Source organism: Dokdonia sp. (genome assembly GCF_039945015.1).
Lineage (GTDB): Bacteria > Bacteroidota > Bacteroidia > Flavobacteriales > Flavobacteriaceae > Dokdonia.
Genome location: NZ_JBDUXP010000012.1, coordinates 231,631 through 255,202 on the forward strand (window position 1 = coordinate 231,631; position 23,572 = coordinate 255,202).

A 23,572-nucleotide genomic window follows, 5' to 3' on the forward strand; every position below is an offset into this window, starting at 1 on the left:
TAATAAATCAAAAGTACATTTTATATAGTGTTAAGCAAAAGTAATATCAAACGAATAACGGGATTACATCAAAAAAAGTACCGTCAGCGAGAAGGTCTCTTTGTTGCCGAAGGTATTAAAGTGATTAATGAGCTACTACAATCTTCATTCCAATTAGAAGCAATCTATGGTATTGATGCTAGTTTTTTGAATATTTCGAGGGATGATAGCGTTATCTTTCAAGAAGTAACTCTAGCTGAACTTAAAAAAGTAAGTTTTCTTAAAACTCCACAGACAGCCCTTGCGTTGTTTAAAATACCAGAAAATGTACTCACAATATCTGATGGAATAACAGTTGTGTTAGACGATGTAAGAGACCCTGGTAATCTGGGAACAATTATTAGATTATGTGATTGGTTTGGAGTATCAAGTTTAGTATGTTCTTCTCAAACGGTAGATTGTTATAACCCTAAAGTTGTACAAGCTACTATGGGATCCTTGTCTAGAGTGTCTATTACATATGTAGATATAGAAGGATACCTGAAAGAAGAGAAGAGACCAGTCTATGGGACATTCATGGAGGGAAAGAATATTTATGGGTCAACTTTACCTAGTGAAGCTGTAATTATTATGGGCAATGAAGCCAATGGAATTTCAGATACAGTTGCACGTTTTGTAACTCAAAAAATTGCAATTCCTCGTTTTGGACAACTACAAAAGACAGAGAGTTTAAACGTTGCAACAGCAACGGCTATCTGTTTAAGTGAGTTTAAACGAAATACGTCTATTGAAAAGTAAAATTGATAAATACCCCTCTAGAGGATAACTTACTTATGTTGCCAGTCCATGGACTATTTGAAACATTATCTCTTACAAGTTCATCGCTAACAGCAAATACACCACGGATACTAGGAGTGAATTTAAAGTAGAAAAGGTATAAATCTATTCCAAACCCTACTTCATAGAAAAATGGATTTGTTGTTGTTCTAAACTGTCCCGCAAAATTATCGTCAGGATTCTTTTCATTACTAGATAAGTTTACCGTTGTAGAAACTCCAAAGGTTACAAATGGTCTTACATTATTAAGTCGTTTTGTATTCACTTTTAATAATAAAGGGAGGTAAATATAAGTGGCAGGTACTTCTCGGATTAGATCATCGGGACTATCAAATTGAGGATCTGCTGCATAAATTAAATCACGACGTGTAAATGATAGTCCTGGTTCTAAACGCAAATCTACATATTCAGATAATCTTAAATTTCCAATAAGCCCAACATTAAACCCTACCGATTTTTTTACCTGTATTTCTTCTTGATCATTTATATAATCAAAGTTATAATCAAAAGAATTAAACCCTAAGTAATATCCCCAAGAGATAAGTTTTTTGTCAAAGTTTTGATCGTTTTGCACGCGAGGCCTTGTAAGCCATTGTGCTTGCACTGTACTAGTGAGGGTAAGGAAAAATAGGATTGCTATTAAGATTCTCATGTATTTATTTTGAAGCTGTATAAATAGTTGATACACCAAATGTTTGTGGTTTGTCTTCCACGTTGGTAAACCCAATTTTACGTAAAATATTGTTTAACTCCTCTCCAAAAGGAAAAACAGAAGCACTTTTACTTAAATATGTATACGCTTCTTTGTCTTTTGAAAAAAGGCGACCTACAATGGGTAAGATCAATTTAGAGTGAAATTTATACCCTTGTTTAAATGGAGTTTTTGTAGGAACAGAAGTTTCTAGAATCACAAAAATTCCACCTGGTTTAAGTATGCGGTAAATTTCTCCTAGCCCTTTTTCAAGGGTTTCAAAATTACGTACGCCAAAGGCTACGGTAATTGCGTCAAAACTATCATTTTCAAAAGGCATGGCTTCGCTATCGGCTTGGATCATTTCAATACGATCGTCCAATCCACTTTCTTTAATTTTTTTACGACCTACAGAAAGCATTCCTTCAGAAATATCTAGACCTACGAGCTTAGAAGCTCCACTTTGTGCTAGATTTATAATAAGATCTCCTGTTCCTGTAGCGATATCAAGGATACTGTCAGGTTTGGTGTCAGTTACTAGTTGTACTACTTTTTTACGCCATTTTACATCAATTCCAAATGAAATGACTCTATTAAGACCGTCGTAGTTACCAGAAATAGTGTCAAACATTTGCTCGACTTGCTCTTTCTTGGATTGATCAGAAGAATTATATGGCGTTACCTTTTTGGCCATGGCACAATTTTTGGCAAATATACGGTATCGGTTGAGAAGATTAGAAGGGTTTTCGAAAAAGGAAGAACACTTTTTATTTTTGAAATTAATATGCTTTCTAATACGCGTTTTTAAACGAGATGTGCCTTTATTATGCTTTCGCGAAAGCGTACTTTATCGAATTATTTACAGGATTACTCTCTATATATGTTCAATCGTGTATCTTTGTATCACTTTTCAGTTCATTATATTATATGAAAATTATTATTGCAGGAGCTGGGGAGGTGGGCTTCCATCTCGCTAAACTGCTATCATACGAGTCTCAGGACATTACACTTATAGACACCAACAAACAAAGCCTGGCGTATGCGGATACGCATTTGGATATACGAACTATAAAGGGAGATGCTACTTCTATTGCAATTCTTCAAGATTCTAGAGTTGATAACGTAGACCTTGTCATTGCTGTGACAGCAAGTGAAACCACAAACATTACTGTGTGTGTGCTTGCAAAACAATTAGGAGCGGCGAGGACCATTGCTAGAATATCTAATACAGAGTTTATAGAGCATAAAGAACTTGCTGGGTTTTCTAAATTTGGTATAGATGAGTTGATTTCACCAGAGAGTTTGGCGGCATCAGAAATCGAATTATTACTTAATCAAAGTGGTTTTAGTGATAGTTATGAGTTTGAGGAAGGAGCACTTACTATGGTAGGGACAACACTTTCTCGTACAGCTTCTTTTGTAGGAAAAAGCGTGAAAGATGCAGCGACTATTTTTCCAGAATTACATTTTATGCCTATTGCGATACAGCGATTTGGTACACAATATACGTTGATCCCTCGCGGCGATACCATTTTTAAGGAAGGAGATCAAGTATATTTTATGACGGTACAAGGTGGTGTAGAAGAAATTTATAAGCTTACAGGTAAAATACGTCAGGACATTAAAAATGTTATGATCTTAGGAGGTAGTAATATAGGATATAAAACCTGTAGGGATTTATGCTCTCATAAGTTTAATGTAAAATTGGTAGAGCGAGATAAAGAGAAAGCAATTGATCTTGCAGATATTCTTCCTAAAGCATTAGTAATTAATGGAGATGGACGTAACGTAGAGTTGCTAGAAGAAGAAAATATAGAAGATATGGATGCCTTTATATCTGTCACTGGGGATAGTGAGACAAATATTATGTCTTGTCTAGTTGCAAAGTCAAAAGGTGTTAAAAAAACAATAGCCCTTGTAGAGAATATGGATTACTTCCAACTTTCGCAAAGTATAGGGATTGATACATTGATTAATAAAAAACTTTTAGCGGCAAATAATATCTTTAGATATATTAGAAAAGGAGAAGTGGTTGCTATGACCAAGCTCAATAATATGAATGCAGAATTATTAGAGTTTGTTGTAAAACCTACGTCACAGGCAGAAGGGAAACAAATTAAAGATATTGATTTCCCTAGATCTGCTACAATTGCAGGGGTTGTACGTAATGGTATTGGGAGTATCGCTCTTGGAGATTTTAAAATTTTAGCTGGTGATCGTGTTGTGGTTTGTTGTTTACCTCGATCTATAAAACAAGTAGAAAAAATGTTTGTTTAAAATAGGAGTAGCACATGCCAAAACTTAATTATAAAATCATTTTTCATTTAATGGGGTTGCTATTACTTTTTAATGGCGGCTTTATGATGATATCAGCTTTAGTAAGTTTTATTACAGAAGACGGTGTCGCTTTACAAATTACAGCTTCAGGACTGTTAGTGCTTTTTGCAGGAATGCTCTTGATGTTTATTACACGTGATCATAAAAAAGAAATAAAAAAGAGAGAAGGGTATATTGTCGTGACCTTTGGGTGGTTATTTATGTCCTTAAGTGGGATGTTGCCTTACTTAGTTACAGATACAATTCCTTCGGTAACAGATGCTTTTTTTGAAACTATTAGCGGGTATACAACTACTGGTGCAACGATATTATCTGAGATAGAGTCTTTGCCTAAAGGAATTCTTTTTTGGCGTAGTACAACACATTGGATAGGGGGTATGGGTATTATCGTACTGGCAATTGCCATATTGCCATTATTAGGAATAGGAGGAATGCAACTCTTTGCTGCAGAAGCTCCAGGACCCAGTGCTGATAAGCTTCATCCTAGAATTACAGATACGGCAAAGCGATTATGGCTTATATACTTTGGCTTTACAGCTGCTGAAACCATTGCTCTAAAAGTAGCAGGAATGTCGTTTTTTGATGCTATAAATCATGCAATGAGTACATTGTCTACAGGAGGGTTTTCTACAAAAAATGATAGTATTGCATATTGGAATGACTCTCCTCTTATCCAATATATTATTATCTTTTTTATGATGCTGGCAGGAATGAACTTTGTATTAAGTTACTTTGCTTTTAAAGGTAAAGTGCAGAAGATTATAAAAGATGAGGAATTCAGACTGTATATGATATTTATTATAGGCTTTACAATAATTACAGCATTTGTCATTTATTTTAAAGCAGATATAGAGGCATCATCTATAGATCACCCTATGGTATTAGGAGCTGGTGAAAGCGCTTTTAGACATGGATTATTTCAGGTACTAGCTGTGATAACAACAACAGGGTTTGTGACGGCAGATTTTACAGCTTGGGCTCCAGTTCTTACCATTATTTTCTTTGGACTTATGTTTGTAGGAGGATCGGCTGGATCTACTGCTGGAGGGATAAAAATAGTAAGACACTTATTAACAATACGTAATGCTTTTGTAGAGTTTAAGCGCACATTACACCCTAATGCTATTGTTCCCGTACGTTATAATACTCGTTCTGTAGATCGAACAATTATCTTTAATATTCTTGCTTTTTTTATACTTTATATGCTTTCTTGGATTGTAGGAGCTAGTGTATTAGGAGCTTTAGGATTAGATTTTACAACAGCATTAGGTGGGGCTGCTTCTGCCTTAGGTAATGTAGGGCCCGCTTTTGGAGATTTAAGCCCTATAGATAATTATGGAGCATTACCAAGCGCTGGTAAATGGTGGCTTACATTTTTAATGCTTATAGGTCGCTTAGAATTATTTACAGTATTAATTTTACTCACGCCATTCTTCTGGCGTAATAGATAACTATGCTTTTATCAAAAAACTATGACCTTATTATTATAGGTGGAGGACCTATAGGACTCTCTTGTGGTGTAGAGGCTGAGAAAAATGGACTTTCATATCTTATCCTTGAAAAAGGTGTATTAGTAAACGCACTTTATAATTTCCCAGAACAGATGACTTTTTTTAGTACATCAAACCTCTTAGAAATTGGAGGTGTTCCATTTATATCTCATACGGATAAACCTACTCGTAAAGAAGCATTAGAATATTATAGAAGAGTTCAAGAAAGCTGGAATCTTACTATAAAACTGTATACAGAAGTTACGGCAATGCACTCTGAAGAAAACGGATATCGCATTCACACGACCAAAGGAGATACTTTTACAAAAGCAGTGGTTGTATGTACCGGTTTTTATGATACGCCACGCTTACTTAATGTCCCTGGAGAAGAATTACCCAAAGTACGTCATTTTTATAATAGCCCTCATCCATATATAGGACAGAAAATTCTTGTTGTAGGCGCAGCAAATTCAGCATGTGATGTAGCATTAGAAACCTATTATAAAGGAGCCGAAGTGACTATGGCTATTCGAAAATCAGAAATTTATCCTAAAACAAAATATTGGATCAAACCCAATATAGAAAACAGAATTAAAGAAGGGTCAATCAAAGCTTATTTTGATAGCACAGTAACTCATATAAAAGAGGATACTGTAGTTATACAGACTCCAGAAGGTATTGTTGAGGTTGCAAATGATTTTGTCCTTGCTATGGTAGGGTATATGCCTAATTATGCGCTGTTTGAAAAATTGGCATTACCTATAGCTAATGATGCTTATAAAACACCTATTCATGACACAAAAACTCTTGAGACACCGCTTAAGAATGTGTATGTTGCAGGCGTTATTAATGCAGGTTTACAAACAAGCACATTATTTATAGAAAATACACGCGAACATGCAGCTATAATTTTGCAAGATATCGTTAGTAAGTTGTAGCTTTACAACTTTTATTATAGTTTCTGAATCATGAGCCAAATTACCGATACAATTTTAATGATTCGTCCTGTAAATTTTAGGATGAATGAACAAACTGCTGTAAATAATTATTATCAAAAAGTGATTGATGGAGTTACTCCTGAAACACTGTTGCAAAATGCACAAGATGAGTTTGATAATTTTGTAAAGAAACTAGAAGCTGTAGGAATTCAAGTGGTAGTGGTAGATGATGTAAAAGAAACAGATACACCAGACGCTCATTTTCCAAATAACTGGATAAGCTTTCACCATAGCGGAAGAGTAGCCCTGTATCCTATGTTTGCAGAAAACAGACGTACAGAACGTCGTGAAGATATACTAGATACATTAGAGTCAAAAGGATTTTCTATAACAGATGTCATAGATTATTCTTCTGCAGAGGAAGAAAGTCTTTTCTTAGAAGGTACTGGAAGTTTGTTGTTAGACCGTGTAAATCGTAAAGCGTATTGCGCACTTTCACCTCGAGCAGATGAAGAATTACTTATAGAATTCTGTGAAGATTTTGAATATACGCCAGTCATTTTTACAGCAAATCAAACAGTAGAAGGAAAACGACTTCCTATATATCATACCAATGTTATGATGTGTTTAGGGAAAGCATTTTCTGTTATCTGTATAGATAGTATAGATGATAAGAAAGAACGTAAAAATGTGATAAAACATCTTAAAGAAGATGGTAAAGAGATCATTGCAATTACAGAAAATCAAGTAGTACATTTTGCAGGAAACATGTTAGAACTTAAAGGGACTAATGATATATCATACCTTGTGATGAGTAATGCAGCACATCAAAGTCTTACAAAAGTTCAAATCAATCAAATAGAAAAACACGCAACTATATTGTCAAGCTCTCTTGATATTATAGAAGCTTGTGGTGGGGGAAGCGCTCGTTGCATGATGGCAGAAGTGTTTCTTCCAAAAAAATAACGTATTTTACCATATGCTTTCGCGAAAAACAAAATACGGACTCAAGGCTCTTACGTACATAGCACGTCAAGAAAAACAGACGATGATTCTTATTCAAGAGATCTCTGAAGCTGAAAAAATTTCTAGAAAATTTCTAGAGAGTATATTACTTTCTCTAAAAAAAGCAGGATTCTTAGGAAGTAAAAAAGGAAAGGGTGGGGGATACTATCTTATTAAAGATCCAACCGAAATAAAGATGGCTTCTGTCATAAGAATTTTAGAAGGACCTATAGCAATGTTACCCTGTGTGAGTCTTAACTTTTATGAAAAATGCGATGATTGCCCTGATGAAGGGGGGTGTAGCCTTCATAGATTGATGGAAGAAGTGCGTGATAGTACGCTACATGTTCTTGAAAATAAGACACTTGCAGATCTTTTAAGGTAAAAAATAAATTCCTAGTAATTATGTAGGAAATTGTATATATTAGACTCATATTATAAGCACAATAATATTGGCATAGAAAGATGTCTTTTTTGTAACTATGTTTGTAGTTTTCATAGTTATTTCTTAACTCAATCATTTTGAGTTAACATTTAGGTTATATTTTTTTAGTAGGATTTAAAAAGCAACCAACACTATCTTTCTTCAATATTCATTGTGCTTTTTTATGCACTAAAATCAACAACTTTCTTTATAGTTGATTTTCCATTTTTATAGTTTTGATATTCCCTAAGTAGTATATTTGTATGTATCGGGATGTGGCGCAGTCCGGTTAGCGTACACGGCTGGGGGCCGTGTGGTCGCAGGTTCAAATCCTGTCATCCCGACTAAGCAGAAAAGTGATTTACTATTGTAAATTGCTTTTCTGTTTGTAATAGATGATTACTAGGATTTAATGACCTCTTTTAAAGTAAAATAAAAATTATAGTGTACAAATTACAACTTCATTTTTCTATGCTCAAGAAGCATTTCACAAGGATATACCTTGCTAATTTTCTTTATCATAATGCGCTAAAAATCACACAAAATTTGTGAAGAACTATTAATAAGGGAATTAGAAAGGTTATTCTTTGGCAACAGCCTTTACTTGCGCTTCTGTGATGATTTCACCATGAGAATTACCCCAACTATTTAAGATGTAATTCATAACGTCTGCTACTTCGTCTTCATAAAGACCTAAGTTAGCCATGACACCATTATAGGTTTCTCCATTAACGGTGATTTCTCCAGTTTGTCCATATTTTACAACACGGATGGCATTGGTAATATTATTTTTAAAAAGCCAGTCAGATTTTGCAAGGGGAGGAAAGGCTTTGGGAACACCTTCTCCTTTACCCATATGGCATTGTATACAATAATCTGTATATACTACTGCACCACGGCCCATACTTTCTTTAAGAGGGTCTTGTGATGTGTATACAGGCGTTTCTCTATGCAATGTAAACGCCATAAGAAGACATGCTATGGCACTTACTATAATGATCTTTTTCATCTATTTATTTTTTTACCATGCGAGCAATTCCAATGCCCTCTATTCCTAGGTATATATACCCATCTGGTCCCATAACAACATTACGCATACGACCAGCATCGGTTAATAGTTTCTCACGAGCTACTACTGTATTTCCTTTTAAGATGAGTCGTTCTATATATTTGAATTTGAGTGAACCTACAAGTAAACTACCATCTAGATCGCTATACTTACTGTTAGAGACAAAGTCCATACCAGAGGGTGCTATAGATGGAACCCAATAATAAATAGGTTGTTCCATACCTTCTTTTTCTGTGATCTCTGTAAATGTAGAACCACTATAGTTGATACCATATGAGATGACTGGCCAACCGTAATTTTTTCCAGCTTCAGGAATATTTACTTCATCTCCTCCTCGAGGTCCATGTTCATGTATCCATACAGCTCCAGTTTTAGGATGTATAGCCATTCCTTGAGGATTACGATGTCCATAAGACCAAATCGCTTCTTTTGCACCAGGCTTTCCAACAAATGGATTGTCTTTAGGAATACTTCCATCATCGTTTAATCTATAAATTTTACCACCATCACGAGTAATATCTTGAGGGTTCTCATCACGAGCTCCGCGATCCCCTATAGAAAAGAAGACATGCCCATTTGAGTCAAAAGAAATTCTTGACCCAAAATGATGACTTTTCCTAGTGTTAGGTCCTCCTTTATATAATACCTTTTGCTCTACAAGAGCAGTTCCTTTAAGTTTAGCACGCATTAAGGCAGTGTGAGCACCTACTTCTTCACCATCTACAGATGAGTAAGTGATGTATATCCAACCATTTTTCTCATAGTTTGGGTGTAGACGTATGTCTAATAACCCTCCTTGATTTCTGCTAGAGACTTCTGGAGTACCAGAAATTGTCGTTTTTGTTCCATTTTTGAAGTGAATGAGTTCTCCACTTTTTTCTGTAATAAGCATAGAGCCATCTGGTAAAAATGCAAGCCCCCAAGGGTTTACAAGTTCAGGAACGACAACTTCTATAGTATAAGAGTCATTCTGTTTTAATTCAAAATCATTGGTTCTGGTCTCTTGAGCACATCCTAAACTTGTAATGACAAGCATGAAGAAAAAAAGGACATTGTTTTTCATGGGTTATTTTTTCGAAAAGTAATAATTATTCTACACATGTACCCTATTCTTAACATTATCATATGTTTTATAGGGACGATATTATCAGTTCTTGTTATTAAGTCATACGTTTTCTTGATAAAATCTTTGTAAGGATATCCCTTAAAATCCTACTTTTGTAATCTTACTTTATATTTAATTAAATAAATGAACCTGCGTTTGTAATATACATGCGCTCCTGCCTGCCGGCAGGCAGGTTCGCGAAAGCATAAAAATATGGAAATCGAACACGTAAAATGTTTAATCATAGGATCAGGACCTGCAGGATATACCGCAGCAATTTATGCAGCAAGAGCAAATATGGCTCCTGTATTATATCAAGGGATGCAACCTGGAGGACAGTTAACCACCACAAATGAGGTAGAAAACTTCCCAGGGTATCCTGACGGAATTACGGGGCCAGCTATGATGATCGAATTAATGAATCAAGCAAAACGTTTTGAAACAGATGTGCGTGATGGATGGATCACTAAAGTTGATTTTTCTGGAGATGTGCATAAAGTTTGGGTAAACGGTCAGACAGAAATACACGCAGATACGATTGTTATTTCTACTGGAGCAACTGCAAAATACTTAGGACTTGAATCTGAACAAAAATATTTAAACTTAGGAGGTGGAGTTTCTGCCTGTGCAGTATGTGATGGATTCTTCTATAAGAATCAAGAAGTAGTGATTGTAGGTGCAGGAGATTCTGCTGCCGAAGAAGCACATTATTTATCTAAGCTATGTACAAAAGTAACCATGCTTGTACGTCGTGATGAATTTAGAGCGTCTAAGATTATGGCTGCTCGTGTTAAGAATACTCCAAATATTGAAATCCTTTTTAATACAGAAACAGAAGAGGTATTAGGAGATGGACAAGTAGTAACAGGAGTTCGCGTCGTAAATAATAAGACTAATGAAAAGCACGATATTCCTTCGACTGGGTTTTTTGTGGCAATTGGACATAAACCTAACACAGATATTTTTAAAGACTATCTAAATCTAGACGAGACAGGATATATCATTAATGTACCTGGAACATCAAAAACAAATGTACCTGGTGTATTTGTTTCTGGAGATGCCGCAGATCACGTATATCGTCAAGCTGTTACTGCAGCCGGTACAGGATGTATGGCAGCACTAGACGCAGAGCGTTACCTAGCAGCAAAAGAAAGTGTAGTAGAGACAGAGGCGTAAAAAGTTTCTCTCTTTAAAATATAAAAACCCTCTTGAGTTCAAAACTCAAGAGGGTTTTATTTTGAACTATATAGTTTTCCTCCTATAAAACGACACCCTACATATCCAAGACTAAGTACTATAAAAATAATACTCGTTAGTATCGTAAACTCAATAAGTGTAGTACTCAGTTTTGGGTATGCAGGGTCGGTATCTATAGCATATCCTAAACCAGTTAATGCTATTGCAAGAACTATAAATAACCAGCTATTTTTTTTATAATGACGTGTCATATATATTTAAAACTTAAAGTTACAAAAAAAAGCGCCTATCATTTGATAGGCGCTTTCGTGTGAATCAAGAGCAGTGATTACACACAGATTTAGATTGGTTATTTTACTGTTTTGTATTAGTCCTTTGCATCTACGCTTCCGCCTGAATAGCTTTTCTTAGGCTTATCTACCTCTTTAGGATTTCCCCAATAATCGATATCGCCTCCACTAGAAGCACGTGCACGAAGCTTATCTGTTACTCTAAGGTCTATGTTTCCACCACTAGATGCATTTGCTGTCGCATATTTTGCTTTAAGATCCCTTGCATTTATAGTACCTCCACTAGATACATCTGCATCTAGCTGTTCTGAACTTCCTGCAATACGGATAGAACCGCCACTACTTACATCAGTATTAATATTACGTACAATAGCTTCGGTCTTTATAGAACCTCCGCTAGAGACATTAAGACTTAAATCTTCTCCTTTTAAAACTTCTTTTGTGATAATGTCTGCTCCACTACTTGCTTTTATAGACGTTAGATTATCTACATAGGTTACAAATACTTTTTTAGAAGTAGCTCTGCTTATATTATGCTCACAATAAATCTTTAATGTATTTCCGTTTACATAGATATCTGCTAGACCAATAATGTTCTCGTCTGCTTCTACAACGACAGAGTATTCAGATCCTTTTTCTAAATATACATCCCAACCATTTCCAGCAGATACGCCGTCAAAATCTTGAGTGATATTAAAATTTTCAGTTTGTACGTTTCCATTGCCACGTACTTGGTTAAAATTTCCGTCAAAGACACATGATGTCATAAGTAAGGCGGAAAGTAGTCCGATAATAAATTTGATAAGTGTTGTCATAATGAGATGTTTTTTTGATTGATAGTTGACTGATGAATGATTCCTCTTTGATTTATATACTATAAAGATGGTTTGTTTTACGCTTTCGCGAAAGCATAATTTCCCCAACTGTTATTTTTTTAGGTTGAACTGTATTTTTTCTTTTTTGCAAATGAAATAATGATTCTGGGTAGTTTATAAGTGATTGTAAATACGATAAATAGGAAAGCTGCAAATAAGAGTGGTAATATTGATCCAAATATATATACCATCCCTAAAATATACCCCAATAAACATTCTGCTCTATATAAAGGGAGGAAAAAAGATATTGCGATATGTCCTAATGCTAAATACCCTGGCACGTCTGACCCTGTTATAAAAAAATAGGACAGTATTCCAGCATATATTATATGACCTATAAATCCATAAAGAATCAATGATGTTTGATCTTTCTCTTGGGTTTGTACCCTACGATTAACTAGATATAATAATCCCCAAGTAACTAAAGGTATGGTGATGGCTCCCCACCAGTTTGAAAATCCTGGATACGCATCATTATGTAATATATAATGTACGGGAACTCCTCCGTGAAAATGATCCCAAGCCAAAAACGTCCACATCAATATACTCACTACCCCTGTAAATAATAATCGATTTTTAAATGTAAGTATCGTTTTCATTGGTTTTCTTATATCTATTGTCTAACGTTCTATTCGTATGGCTTCTTCTACTGGAGTACCGTTTTCTAATACTATAAATTTTTCTATACTTCCGTCATTATTTGTAATAAACTTTAATACGATTGGAGCTTGAGGATGCGCAAAAAGAATATCAGATTTTGCTACTAAATCTGCTTGCATTTTCCCGGCATCTAGATGCATAACGTCATCTTTTATCGATATAGTTATGTTTCCTGCCTGTGGTGCTTTATAATTGCCAGAATAACGTGCAAGCAGCTCAGTAGCTACTTTAATTCCTTGTGTATCATGTTTTGGTGCTTGGTGATCATAACTCAAAACACGAGATAATTTCCAACCAGTATCTTCTTTAAGCCAAAGATGTGTAAATTTTGAGGCTTCTGTTTTATAAAGTGCTTTACCCGGTTCTTTAATAAAGAACTCGTGTACTCCTTTTTGTATGGCTCCATAAATAACTCCATTATCACGAAGAGGGAAAACAGTAAGGCTACCTGGTACTAATTTTCGAATGGGTTTTTTGTTTTCATCACACATATTCGTAATAAATGAAGTGATGAATACTTCTTTGCCTTTTGTAATACCTCCTTTATCGTGAAAAAACTCGAGGTCTTTACTTAAAGACGACTGCATTGCGTCTTTGTTGCAGTTATTAAATCCTTTTTCGAAAACAAGATGATCCATTTCTTGAAGATGTAGAAATAATTCGGAGTCTTGAGCAACTTGAGCGATTCCTAAAAAAGGAATAAAAAGAGCTATTATGATTGATTTATAGATAGTCATTGATTATTTTTTGATGAATGAATTTTGATTTTTTTTAATGCAGACTGATGACTTCTGCTATTTCCCAGTGATGATCCTTTTTTCTCCATATCATTATAAACTTGCTAGGTTTGGCAATGGCATTTGGTTCTTGATTATTGTAAAAAGTATGCAAGCCCATGACAACAGCTCCAAAATCTTTTATTTCATGTACTTCCAAGCTTCCAGCTACGAGTGTTCTTGTTACTTTATTACAAATATTATTCTTGATTGCCTCCATGATATCTTGCTTTACTGTACTTAACCCACCTTTATCGTGATAGAATTTTATGTCTTCTGCATAAAGGGTTGCTTGTGTTTTAAGATCGCAAGAATTATAGGCATCAAAGTATTGTTGGTCAAGACCTGAGATGGTTTTAAACAACTCAGAGTCTTGAGCAACTTGTCCCATGCCGGATATAGGGATAAGGGCAAAAAGTAGGATGATCTTAAAATGATTCACTATTTGTTTTTTGATTGATGAATGAATGTCCTTTTAAATACTATCCTTCTTTATAATAGTTTCGATTTCTTCTACAACTGGCGTTTCTACAGTTTCTCTTTCCCAGTCAGGAATGTCATTCTCATTTTCATAAGAACGTTCTTCCCAGTCATTCTCTGGAGCGTCGTTGTTATCTCTTTTTTCAGAGCAATCCTCACAGATTAAATCTCCACGTTGTACACGTAAGTATTTCTCTTCATATCCATTGTCTAAGATATCTCTATAACGTCTACTATTACTGTGGTAACTATAAGTATTGTCATCTGCAAAAAGAGTAGCTCCTTCTGGAAGATATAAGATCACTTGGACTTCTTGATTTCTAAATTTACTATCTCCTTCTGTACTAAAAAAGCCATCTAGATATAGTGTGTTTCCTGCAATTTCATAATTATAGTTTATACGACTAGCTTCATCTTTTGCTTTAGAAAAATTACTCCCACTAGATTGTTTGTGAACTTTAAAATAAGCGGCATCTTCTGTAGTACTACGTACGATCAAACGTACATTACGTCTCATATATATACGTTCTCCATTATCATCATATTCCATAAGGAAATTGTTAGAGCGGCGTAACCCTCCAGGTAATAAATCATCTCCTTTCATACGAAGTGTAAGTGTATCATTTGCTGTTATGGCAAGTGTTTCTTGTATAGGAGTTGCTTTTCCTGTATATGAATACTCCGTTGCTTCTCGTATACCTATAACACCTATTCCTATGACAGAGATTAACCATAATCCTAGTAAGGATAGTTTACCTGCAAGAGGCATTGATTTTAAGTTCCCTGCTAGTATTTTTAACCCTAAGTAAAAAAGGAAGAAAAAAGGAATTCCTACAGCAAAGAAGGTTAGTAATGTGACTAGCCATAATGGAAGTCCAGCAGTATGAATAAATTCACTATAATTTCCGAGATCTCCATAGAATACATCAAAGGTACCTGCTGTAAATAACCCTACAAATAGAGCAATGACAACTGAGGCTCCTGTGATAATAAATAAGACTCCAAAAATCTTAGCGAGTATTTTTAAGAAAAACATAATAACGCTTCCTATTGTTTGAAAAAAACCTTGCGCTCCTTTTTTTGCTGTATTACCAAACTTATCGTAATCTACATTCTTCACCGCGTCAGCCACATTTTCAAATCCTTCTTTTACTTTTTCTTGAATATTGTCAATGTTAACTGCCTTTCCCGTCATTGAGAGTTTATCGGCTGTAGAGGTTGCTTCTGGCATCAAAATCCATAATAGAATATATATCAGAATAGGAGATCCAAACCCTACAACAACTAAGAATACCCAGAATAATCGGATCCATAATGAATCTATCCCAAAGTAATGTCCTAATCCGCTAGAGACTCCACCTATGTAGGCATTCTCTGCATCTCTGTATAATTTTTTTCCATTTCCAGGGCGACTTGTACGCTTTGATTTTTTGCTAGAAGGCGCATCTTCAAAGATGTCATCATCTACCATATAATCTTCTGGTTGTCCCATCACAGCGATCACTTCATCTAGTTCTTTAACACTGATAACTTGACGTGCGTCTTGAATTTTGTCACTAAAAAGCTCAGAGATACGAGCTTCTATATCTGCAATAATTTCGTCTTCTCCTGTAACGCCCTCAAATGAACGCTTGATAGCAGAGAGATAGCGCTGTAACTTGGCATACGCATTCTCATCTATATGAAAGAAAACACCGGCTAAATTTATATTTACTGTCTTGTTCATTTTTTTGATTTTTTTGTTGAGGTTACAACCGTTACTGCGGTTTGTAATTCATCCCAGGTAGTTGTGAGTTCATTTAAAAAGAGTTGTCCTGTCTCCGTAAGTCCGTAGTACTTACGTGGTGGTCCGCTTGAGGATTCTTCCCAGCGATAATTAAGCAAACCTGCGTTCTTAAGTCTTGTAAGTAGTGGGTAAATTGTACCTTCCACAACAAGCAACTTAGCGTCTTTAAGTGTCTCTAAGATTTCGGCTACGTAGGCATCGTCGTCTTTTAATACAGACAGGATGCAATACTCTAGCACGCCTTTACGCATCTGTGCTTTGGTGTTTTCAACCTTCATAGATTTCCATTTTAATATGCGTTAAACTGTTCATTTTTTGATTACCCTAAACTAGTGTCTAGGTGATTTGATTGATTGTGATTGATGATGAATTCTTTCTGAGTACGCTTTCGCGAAAGCGTACCAAGTATAATTATAAATTAATTATGTGCTTTCTGTGTCGCTTACATCTTCTCCTGAAGTATCTGTTTCTGGAGTACTTGTTTCTGAAGCACTTGTATCTTCATTAAAAGAAGATTTGATAAAATTGATAGTAAGCGGGTATTTATAATTTTCTCCATTGGAAGCCTTAATGGCAGCAGAAACTACACTGATGATTTCAAAAATCGCAATACCAACGGCAAGGGTTCCAACTATAATAGTAATGATAAAAATCGTACTCATATTTGCAAAATCTCCGTGTGTATGAAAATGATCATTAAATGTAATATGAGCATTTGTTCCATCAAGTTTGATTATTTGCCAGATAAAAAACGGAATACTTATAATGGCTAATGCAATTGTATATAAAAGAATACTTAATTGAAAATTAATAGCATCTCGACCATTGTCATCTACAAAACGTGATTTGTTTCTTTGGGCGCTCCATAAAATGAGAGGAGCGATAAAATTCCCGAAGGGAATAAACCACTTACTAAAGGTAGATAAGTGTATAAATGTGCTAAGATTTTTTTGATGTGTTGTTACGGTGCTTTCCATTACTTACTAATTTCTTATACAAATATATGTCTTTAAAAAGGTATTATGTTACGCATAGTACTAAATATTAACATTTTATTAACGTTTTGAATATTGCGAGTTTGAATTAATAATTTGATTTTCAGACATTTATACTATAAATAAATATTTTAAAATATTTTGGGACATGCTATTTTAATTTGGAAGTATAAAAGTAGAAAGGATAATAAATCACTATTTTTACGCAAAATAGATACCTATGAAGTTTCTTAGCCCGAGTAAATACAACATGTTTACGATGTTAAAATTGCCATCTGCTTGGCTTACGGGAGTTCGCTTAAAAAAGATTGATGAGCAATCCTGTACGGTACAAGTAAAACATAGATGGATTAATCAAAATCCGTTTAAAAGTATGTTTTGGGCAGTACAAGGTATGGCTGCCGAATTATCTACAGGGGTTCTCGTGATAAGTTATGCTCAAAATAGTAATCATAAGATCTCTATGCTTATCGCAAATAATAATGGTTCTTTTACTAAGAAAGCAACAGGACGTATCACCTTTATATGTCATGATGGGTATAAAATTAAAGAGACCATAGAGAAGGCAATTGCTTCAAAAGAAGGGGAAACTTGCTGGATGAAAGCGATTGGAACCAATGCCGAAGGAATTCAAGTAAGTGAGTTTAATTTTGAATGGTCTATAAAAGTAAAAGGATAAGTAAAATAAAACCTATTTTTATAGAGAACGTAACTAAAACTAATACTAATACTAATACATAGTATAGGTTATAACGCTTAACTTTAAGGTTCTTTTCTTCTATATCAGAAATGGTCATAATTGCTCGTATTTCTAGTTTCTAATTTCTAATTTCGTATTTCTAATACTAACCTCGTATTTGATCATGAACTATATTCTTTTTGACGGAACTGTCCGTAAGCAATTGTTACCATTTACATACACACGTCCTGTGGCAGATATCCGAATAGGGATTCTTACCATACGTGAGAAATGGGAGCATTTTCTTGGGTCAACAACATCTACAGTAACAGAAGAGTACTTAAGTGATGTGTGGCCTATGGTTGAATTTCCAGAAAATGTAATGATCAATGCTTCTTATCTGCCTACGCTCAACCTAGTTACTATCATTAAAGGAATGAAAGAAGGACAAGCTATCTTTGATGGAGAAGAGGTCATTGCATTTTATACAAAAGAAGATCAAGAGGTAGATTTTGAGACTTATGATTGTATAGAATATACATATGAGGATTTGTTTACTGTGACACATACGTGGGATATTTTTGCAAAGAATGCACGTGCCATTGCAGAAGATTATGAATTACTGACGGCTGGACGTACGTCACAACCCATTCCTGATAAAACAGTCGCTTTTAATGCTTCAGATATCTTTATAGAAGAAGGTGCAAAATTACCTTTATGTTCACTCAATGCAGAAAACGGACCTATATATATAGGAAAAAATGCAGAGATCATGGAAGGTTCTATGATACGAGGCCCTTTTGCATTATGTGATCATGCCACTGTAAAAATGAGTGCAAAAATCTATGGAGGAACAACGGTTGGTCCTTATTGTAAAGTAGGAGGAGAGATTAATAATTGTGTGCTCTTTGGATATTCTAGTAAAGGACATGATGGATTCTTAGGAAATTCAGTTTTAGGAGAATGGTGTAATATAGGAGCCGATAGTAATAATTCCAATCTTAAAAATAATTATGCTCCAGTAAAATTATGGGATTATGAAACAGGACGTTTTGCAAATACAGGATTACAATTTTGTGGTCTAATGATGGGAGATCATAGTAAATGTGGTATTAATACGATGTTTAATACAGGAACTGTTATTGGAGTAGCAACTAATATTTTTGGAAGTGGATTCCCGCGTAATTTTGTACCATCATTTCAATGGGGTGGTGCTGCCGGTTTTGTAGCACATCTTCCTAAAAAAGCATTTGAAACAGCTCGTATAGCCATGGCACGTCGTGATATAGAACTTACAGAACATGATGAAGCGATTTTAAATCACGTTTTTGAAGAGACCAAGCAGTATCGTAGAGAGTAGTTGTTTTTTGCTCCTGCCTGCCGGCGAGGCAGGTTCGCGAAAAAGTTGGTTTATAGTTTTCTTATGTTTAAAAGTGTATATGATTTCGTTTTTTTAATTACTACCAGGAGCTGTGAAAATGAGCATCCAATCTGTGAGTATAAGAATTGCAAAGAGTACTACTATAGCAACTAACATAACAACAAGGATTTTATAAGTTCTTACTCTTCGTTGTTTTTGGATTTTAGTTCTAATTTCTGCTAATTGTTCAAAAGTCGCTTGTTTAGGGTCTATCCAAGTTTCATTCTTTGAAGTTGTGTATGAACGTTTGTTTTTCTTACGTTTAGGAAGTAATGCTCTATTTGCATTTAACGCTTTATTTGCTGCTCCTGATCCGTATGGCATACTCGTGTTTTTTAAATGTTTATGTTTGTTTTTATAGTGTGGCGTTGTCGTTATATGTAATTGAAGTGTTTTAAATACCAAAGGCAGAATAACATCACTGTAGAAATCAAAATACTTACATATAAAAGCTTTACGCGTCTGCGTCTTTGCTTTTTCTTCATGTCTCTTTTAATTCTCTCTAAAACTTCAGGACTCGCCTTTTTGTAGTGCGTTTCTGTTTTACGACTACTTACTAGTGATACCCCTCTTTTAGATTCGGGACGTTGCGCTCTATTCGTTTTTGTAATAGTTCTTCCTACTAATGCGGCAAAGCCTATACTATTTGTATTTAATCTTCTCATGCTTCTAATGGTATATATCCAACTATGTATATGATTCCTACAATGACTATGATAAGCGCTAGTACTGTAGTAACAATTACTTTCTTGCGCCTTGCTTTTTCTTCTTTCCGTATCCGTGTACGGATTTCCATGAGTTGTTCAAACGTAGGTTGTTTGGGATCTACCCATTTTTCATCTGTAGATGAGGCAAAAGAGAGTTTTCTTTTTTTTCTTTTTTTGAGCATTGCTCTATTTGCCTTCATTGCGTGATTAGCCGCCGCTACACTTCCTCCAAATCCTGCCATAGTCGTTCTGTATTGATTACACTATATGGGTAGTAGGAAATGATAAAATGTTACACAGGTATCATTTCTAAATAGCATTATAAATAAAATGTGTATACTTTTTAAAGTTTAGTCTTCTTCACTCGTTTTAAGACCAAAAAATTCTGAGGATTAGGGGTAAGGCCGCTTATGTTTTTTCGCGTAAAGCGAACTACTTGATCGTAGTATAAAGGGATAATAGGTGCTTTTTCTATAATAATACTATCCATTTTTTTATAATCTAGTTTTCGGAGCTCTACATCAACCATAGAGAGACTATGCTCATAGATAGAATCGTAAACAGCACTTTTAAAATGGGTGTAATTAGGGCCGTTTGGAGTGAAGTTTTTACTATAAAATAAACTCAAATAATTTTCGGCATCGGGGTAATCTGCAATCCAGCTTGCGCGAAAAGCATCTAGATCACCACTGCTCTTCATTTGCCTAAGCGTAGATGGTGGCATTACATTGATCTCTACGTTGAGTCCAGCTTTCCCTAATTCGCGTTGTATATACTCACAAATATCAAGATACTGACTATTGGTTCCTATAGAGATCATAGGTTCCATATTGCCACTCATTTTCTTATATTTTTTTATAAGCTTTCGCGAAAGCATAGGTTTATAATCATACCCTTTTATATAATCAAAACCTGGAAGTCCCATCGGTATAAATCCGTGCGTGGCAGGTTCTCCGATACCGTTACGTAAATAAGTGATCATTTTCTCACGATCAAAGCCATAATTTACAGCTTTACGAAGTAATTCAGATTGTACTTCGGGGGTTTTGCTGTCTAGATAGAAACCGATGTATTCTGTGTTTAATTGCGGACTCACACTGAGGTTTACTTCGTCTTGGTATTTTTCGCGTAAGCGCCCAGAAGCAGTTAATAGTTCATCTTTATAGGATGGGTCAAGAGAGTTTAAAAAATCTAAATTGCCCTGTGCAAATTGAAGAAATTCACTTTGTTTGTCTGGTAAAAACGTAATGGCAACAGCTTCTAAATACGGAAGCTGATTTCCAGCCTCATCCCGTTCATAATACAATTCATTTTTACGTAATACGAGTTTTACACCTTCTTCCCAACGTTTAAATTTAAAAGGACCTGTCCCGATAGGGTGTGATCGAAAGTCACTACCATAAAAAGCGACAATTTCTTTGGGAACGACAGAACAGTATCGCATGCTTAGTAATCCTAGAAAGGCTGGAAATGGTTTCTTAAGTTGTATAACAAATGTACTGTCATTTAATGCCTTGTAATGGTCTACTTTGCTGAGTACCCAGCTTCCTGGGGAAGCGACAGCGGGATCTGTTAATCTTCCAAAACTAAAAGCAAAATCTTGCGCTGTTACATATCGTGTACTGTCTTTTGTTTTAAACTGTGCGTGTTTATGGAATTGTACATCGTCTCGCAATGTAAAGGTATATTGTAAGGCATCATCAGAAACCACCCAAGAGGTAGCAATGTCTGGTTGTATGTTTAAATCATCATCTAGTTGTACAAGCCCGTTAAAAAGTTGATTTGTAGGCCAGATAATTGATGGATTACGAGCAAATGCAGGATCTAATGTTGAGATTTGATATTGTTCATTATATCTGAAAACGAGGTGGTCTCGGTCTTGGGTGTCGTTTGAGGAGCATCCTAAACATGTCATAAGAACAAATAAGGTTACTGTGTAGATTTTTACGAGTGGTGCTGGATGCTGGATGCTGGATGTTTTCAAGAATTGAATTTATTACGGTATGCGATCATCATGTTCATTAACTTATAACAAAAGTCGTATTTCTTTTTAAAAATTTCATTGCTAATATAAGATCTGTTTTTTTTGTATAAACAAGTGACTACTTCGGCTAAAGATCGGATGGAATATCCTAAAAATCGTCTTTGTTCAAGATCTGATTGTAAGATGCTTCCTTCAGAAATATTAAGAGCTATAGAGTCTGTTGCTCGGCGAATTTGAGATGATAAATTGTATATTTCTTTTTTGGGAAAAGTATCAGTTAAAACATTAATATCCTCTCCTAAGATCATTGCGTCTTTCCAAATATTCAACTTCTCGAATTTAAAACTCATTAATTTTTGTATTAGTTGGATAAGTTACAATTTTTAAAATCTATATATAACCCAACACCCAACACCCAACACCCAACACCATATTTCTAACTCATTCTACATCCAATTAAATATCGTAATTTTGCATACTTATTTTTAGTACGCATGGACACACGTAAGAGAGTTGCATTCTATACATTAGGTTGCAAATTAAATTTTTCTGAGACATCTACAATTGCTCGTGATTTCACAAACGAAGGATTTGATCGTGTGGATTTTTCTGAACGAGCAGATATCTACGTGATTAATACATGTAGTGTGACTGAAAATGCAGATAAGCGTTTTAAAACCATTGTAAAGCAAGCTCAAAAAGCAAATCCAGAAGCATTTGTTGCTGCTGTAGGTTGTTATGCACAATTAAAGCCTGAACAGCTTGTTGCCGTAGATGGAGTAGACCTTGTATTAGGAGCTACAGAAAAATTTAAGATTACAGATTATATTCATGACTTGTCTAAGAATGACCACGGAGAGGTGCATTCTTGTGAGATCGAAGAAGCCGATTTTTATGTAGGTTCCTATGCAGTAGGAGATCGTACGCGTGCCTTTTTAAAAGTGCAAGACGGATGTGATTATAAATGTACCTATTGTACGATCCCACTTGCAAGAGGAATTTCTCGTAGTGACACATTAACCAATGTCCTTAAAAACGCTTCAGAAATTGCAGCACAAAATATCAAAGAGATTGTGCTAACAGGAGTTAATATAGGAGATTACGGGAAAGGAGAGTTTGGAAATAAAAAACATGAACATACTTTTTTAGAACTCGTTACTGCGCTAGATAAAGTAGATGGTATTGAGCGTTTACGGATCTCGTCTATAGAGCCTAATTTGTTGAAAAATGAAACGATAGACGTCGTGGCAAAATCACGAGCTTTTGTACCTCATTTTCATATTCCATTACAAAGTGGAAGTAATGAGATTTTAGGATTGATGAAACGTAGGTACAGAAAAGAATTATATGTAGATCGTGTGACAAAAATTAAAGAGGTGATGCCACATGCTTGTATTGGGGTAGATGTGATTGTTGGTTTTCCTGGAGAAACAGATGCTCATTTTCTCGAGACGTATAATTTCTTAAATGAACTCGATATATCCTATTTGCACGTATTTACATATTCAGAAAGAGATAATACAGAAGCGGCTACTATGGAAGGAGTTATTCCTAAAAACGTACGTAGTAAGCGTAGCAAGATGTTACGTGGTCTTTCTGTAAAGAAGAGACGTGCCTTTTATGAATCTCAATTAGGGACACGTCGTACAGTTCTTTTTGAAGGAGAAAATAAAGAAGGATACATTCATGGGTTTACAGAAAATTATGTCAAAGTAAAAGCGCCGTGGAATCCAGAATTTGTAAATACACTACATGAGGTTGACCTTACCAAAATAGATGATGATGGTATGGTACGTTTTGACTTTGTAACTTCTGTAGTACACTAAATTTATCAAGCATTCTTATGCT

Annotated in this window: 27 protein-coding genes and 1 tRNA gene; 11 read left to right on the top strand and 17 right to left on the bottom strand. The window is 35.2% G+C overall.

The window, feature by feature from the left end:
- Positions 1–27 precede the first annotated feature (27 nt).
- Positions 28–777, top strand: a complete 750-nt coding sequence (locus tag ABJD27_RS09950; RefSeq protein ID WP_348162806.1) for an RNA methyltransferase — start codon at positions 28–30, stop codon at positions 775–777.
- Here ABJD27_RS09950 and ABJD27_RS09955 read toward each other — a convergent pair.
- A complete protein-coding gene (locus tag ABJD27_RS09955; protein ID WP_348162803.1) occupies positions 764–1,468 on the bottom strand; it encodes a porin family protein in 705 nt (234 codons plus the stop codon). The two genes, ABJD27_RS09950 and ABJD27_RS09955, sit on opposite strands and share 14 nt — an antisense overlap.
- A gap of 4 nt (positions 1,469–1,472) precedes the next feature.
- Complete coding sequence (ubiE, locus tag ABJD27_RS09960; protein ID WP_348162800.1) at positions 1,473–2,201, bottom strand: bifunctional demethylmenaquinone methyltransferase/2-methoxy-6-polyprenyl-1,4-benzoquinol methylase UbiE; 729 nt, start codon at positions 2,199–2,201, stop codon at positions 1,473–1,475.
- 233 nt (positions 2,202–2,434) lie between these two features.
- Between ubiE and trkA the strand changes: the two genes are divergently transcribed.
- The 6 genes from trkA to ABJD27_RS09990 all read left to right on the top strand — a co-directional run bounded on the left by trkA (position 2,435) and on the right by ABJD27_RS09990 (position 8,045).
- Positions 2,435–3,784, top strand: a complete 1,350-nt coding sequence (gene trkA, locus ABJD27_RS09965; protein ID WP_348163437.1) for a Trk system potassium transporter TrkA — start codon at positions 2,435–2,437, stop codon at positions 3,782–3,784.
- A gap of 14 nt (positions 3,785–3,798) precedes the next feature.
- On the top strand, positions 3,799–5,295 hold the full coding sequence (locus ABJD27_RS09970) for a potassium transporter TrkG (RefSeq protein WP_348162797.1): 1,497 nt from the start codon (positions 3,799–3,801) through the stop codon (positions 5,293–5,295).
- Positions 5,296–5,297: 2 nt separating this feature from the next.
- Positions 5,298–6,272, top strand: a complete 975-nt coding sequence (locus ABJD27_RS09975) for a YpdA family putative bacillithiol disulfide reductase (RefSeq protein ID WP_348162794.1) — start codon at positions 5,298–5,300, stop codon at positions 6,270–6,272.
- A 30-nt stretch (positions 6,273–6,302) separates the two neighbouring features.
- Entirely contained in the window at positions 6,303–7,238 is a 936-nt protein-coding gene (locus ABJD27_RS09980) for an arginine deiminase-related protein (RefSeq protein ID WP_348162791.1), read from the top strand.
- A 13-nt stretch (positions 7,239–7,251) separates the two neighbouring features.
- Positions 7,252–7,662, top strand: a complete 411-nt coding sequence (locus ABJD27_RS09985; protein ID WP_348162788.1) for an Rrf2 family transcriptional regulator — start codon at positions 7,252–7,254, stop codon at positions 7,660–7,662.
- Positions 7,663–7,970: 308 nt separating this feature from the next.
- Positions 7,971–8,045, top strand: a tRNA-Pro gene (locus ABJD27_RS09990).
- Positions 8,046–8,281: 236 nt separating this feature from the next.
- On the opposite strand, the gene ABJD27_RS09995 is transcribed toward ABJD27_RS09990, so the two are convergent.
- Together ABJD27_RS09995 and ABJD27_RS10000 are read right to left on the bottom strand one after the other, a co-directional pair.
- Positions 8,282–8,710 carry a cytochrome c gene (locus tag ABJD27_RS09995; RefSeq protein ID WP_348162785.1) on the bottom strand — a complete coding sequence of 143 codons (429 nt, stop codon included), beginning with the start codon at positions 8,708–8,710 and terminating at the stop codon, positions 8,282–8,284.
- A 4-nt stretch (positions 8,711–8,714) separates the two neighbouring features.
- On the bottom strand, positions 8,715–9,833 hold the full coding sequence (locus ABJD27_RS10000) for a PQQ-dependent sugar dehydrogenase (protein ID WP_348162782.1): 1,119 nt from the start codon (positions 9,831–9,833) through the stop codon (positions 8,715–8,717).
- A gap of 255 nt (positions 9,834–10,088) precedes the next feature.
- Here ABJD27_RS10000 and trxB point away from each other — a divergent pair, with 255 nt between their 5' ends.
- Positions 10,089–11,051 (top strand): thioredoxin-disulfide reductase, encoded by a 963-nt coding sequence (trxB, locus tag ABJD27_RS10005; protein ID WP_348162780.1) that lies wholly within the window; start codon positions 10,089–10,091, stop codon positions 11,049–11,051.
- Positions 11,052–11,107: 56 nt separating this feature from the next.
- Here the strand turns inward: trxB and ABJD27_RS10010 are convergent, their stop codons facing one another.
- The 8 genes from ABJD27_RS10010 to ABJD27_RS10045 form a co-directional block, all read right to left on the bottom strand.
- Positions 11,108–11,323, bottom strand: coding sequence for a hypothetical protein (locus tag ABJD27_RS10010; protein WP_348162777.1), 216 nt, complete (start codon positions 11,321–11,323; stop codon positions 11,108–11,110).
- A 116-nt stretch (positions 11,324–11,439) separates the two neighbouring features.
- Complete coding sequence (locus ABJD27_RS10015) at positions 11,440–12,177, bottom strand: head GIN domain-containing protein (protein ID WP_348162774.1); 738 nt, start codon at positions 12,175–12,177, stop codon at positions 11,440–11,442.
- 119 nt (positions 12,178–12,296) lie between these two features.
- Positions 12,297–12,836 (bottom strand): hypothetical protein, encoded by a 540-nt coding sequence (locus ABJD27_RS10020; protein ID WP_348162771.1) that lies wholly within the window; start codon positions 12,834–12,836, stop codon positions 12,297–12,299.
- A 21-nt stretch (positions 12,837–12,857) separates the two neighbouring features.
- Positions 12,858–13,634 (bottom strand): nuclear transport factor 2 family protein, encoded by a 777-nt coding sequence (locus tag ABJD27_RS10025; protein WP_348162768.1) that lies wholly within the window; start codon positions 13,632–13,634, stop codon positions 12,858–12,860.
- A 34-nt stretch (positions 13,635–13,668) separates the two neighbouring features.
- Entirely contained in the window at positions 13,669–14,115 is a 447-nt protein-coding gene (locus ABJD27_RS10030) for a nuclear transport factor 2 family protein (protein ID WP_348162765.1), read from the bottom strand.
- 33 nt (positions 14,116–14,148) lie between these two features.
- Positions 14,149–15,879: a PspC domain-containing protein gene (locus tag ABJD27_RS10035; protein ID WP_348162762.1), complete on the bottom strand. Its 1,731-nt coding sequence runs from the start codon at positions 15,877–15,879 to the stop codon at positions 14,149–14,151.
- A complete protein-coding gene (locus ABJD27_RS10040) occupies positions 15,876–16,217 on the bottom strand; it encodes a PadR family transcriptional regulator (protein WP_348162759.1) in 342 nt (113 codons plus the stop codon). The genes ABJD27_RS10035 and ABJD27_RS10040 overlap by 4 nt, the downstream gene beginning before the upstream one ends.
- Positions 16,218–16,361: 144 nt before the next feature.
- On the bottom strand, positions 16,362–16,916 hold the full coding sequence (locus ABJD27_RS10045; RefSeq protein ID WP_348162756.1) for a DUF4870 domain-containing protein: 555 nt from the start codon (positions 16,914–16,916) through the stop codon (positions 16,362–16,364).
- 238 nt (positions 16,917–17,154) lie between these two features.
- Between ABJD27_RS10045 and ABJD27_RS10050 the strand changes: the two genes are divergently transcribed.
- Positions 17,155–17,613, top strand: a complete 459-nt coding sequence (locus ABJD27_RS10050; RefSeq protein WP_348162753.1) for a DUF4442 domain-containing protein — start codon at positions 17,155–17,157, stop codon at positions 17,611–17,613.
- Positions 17,614–17,797: 184 nt separating this feature from the next.
- Positions 17,798–18,973, top strand: a complete 1,176-nt coding sequence (locus ABJD27_RS10055; protein ID WP_348162751.1) for a GlmU family protein — start codon at positions 17,798–17,800, stop codon at positions 18,971–18,973.
- A 93-nt stretch (positions 18,974–19,066) separates the two neighbouring features.
- Here ABJD27_RS10055 and ABJD27_RS10060 read toward each other — a convergent pair whose 3' ends face one another.
- The 5 genes from ABJD27_RS10060 to ABJD27_RS10080 all read right to left on the bottom strand — a co-directional run bounded on the left by ABJD27_RS10060 (position 19,067) and on the right by ABJD27_RS10080 (position 22,074).
- On the bottom strand, positions 19,067–19,357 hold the full coding sequence (locus ABJD27_RS10060; protein ID WP_348162748.1) for a hypothetical protein: 291 nt from the start codon (positions 19,355–19,357) through the stop codon (positions 19,067–19,069).
- A gap of 50 nt (positions 19,358–19,407) precedes the next feature.
- Positions 19,408–19,698: a hypothetical protein gene (locus ABJD27_RS10065; protein WP_348162745.1), complete on the bottom strand. Its 291-nt coding sequence runs from the start codon at positions 19,696–19,698 to the stop codon at positions 19,408–19,410.
- On the bottom strand, positions 19,695–19,982 hold the full coding sequence (locus ABJD27_RS10070; protein WP_348162742.1) for a hypothetical protein: 288 nt from the start codon (positions 19,980–19,982) through the stop codon (positions 19,695–19,697). Before ABJD27_RS10070 ends, ABJD27_RS10065 begins: the two co-directional genes overlap by 4 nt.
- A 101-nt stretch (positions 19,983–20,083) precedes the next feature.
- Positions 20,084–21,655, bottom strand: coding sequence for an ABC transporter substrate-binding protein (locus tag ABJD27_RS10075; protein WP_348163434.1), 1,572 nt, complete (start codon positions 21,653–21,655; stop codon positions 20,084–20,086).
- A gap of 65 nt (positions 21,656–21,720) precedes the next feature.
- Entirely contained in the window at positions 21,721–22,074 is a 354-nt protein-coding gene (locus ABJD27_RS10080; protein ID WP_348162739.1) for a four helix bundle protein, read from the bottom strand.
- A gap of 144 nt (positions 22,075–22,218) precedes the next feature.
- On the opposite strand from ABJD27_RS10080, the gene mtaB reads away from it, so the two are divergent.
- On the top strand, positions 22,219–23,550 hold the full coding sequence (gene mtaB / locus ABJD27_RS10085; protein WP_348162736.1) for a tRNA (N(6)-L-threonylcarbamoyladenosine(37)-C(2))-methylthiotransferase MtaB: 1,332 nt from the start codon (positions 22,219–22,221) through the stop codon (positions 23,548–23,550).
- The last annotated feature ends 22 nt before the right edge of the window (positions 23,551–23,572 follow it).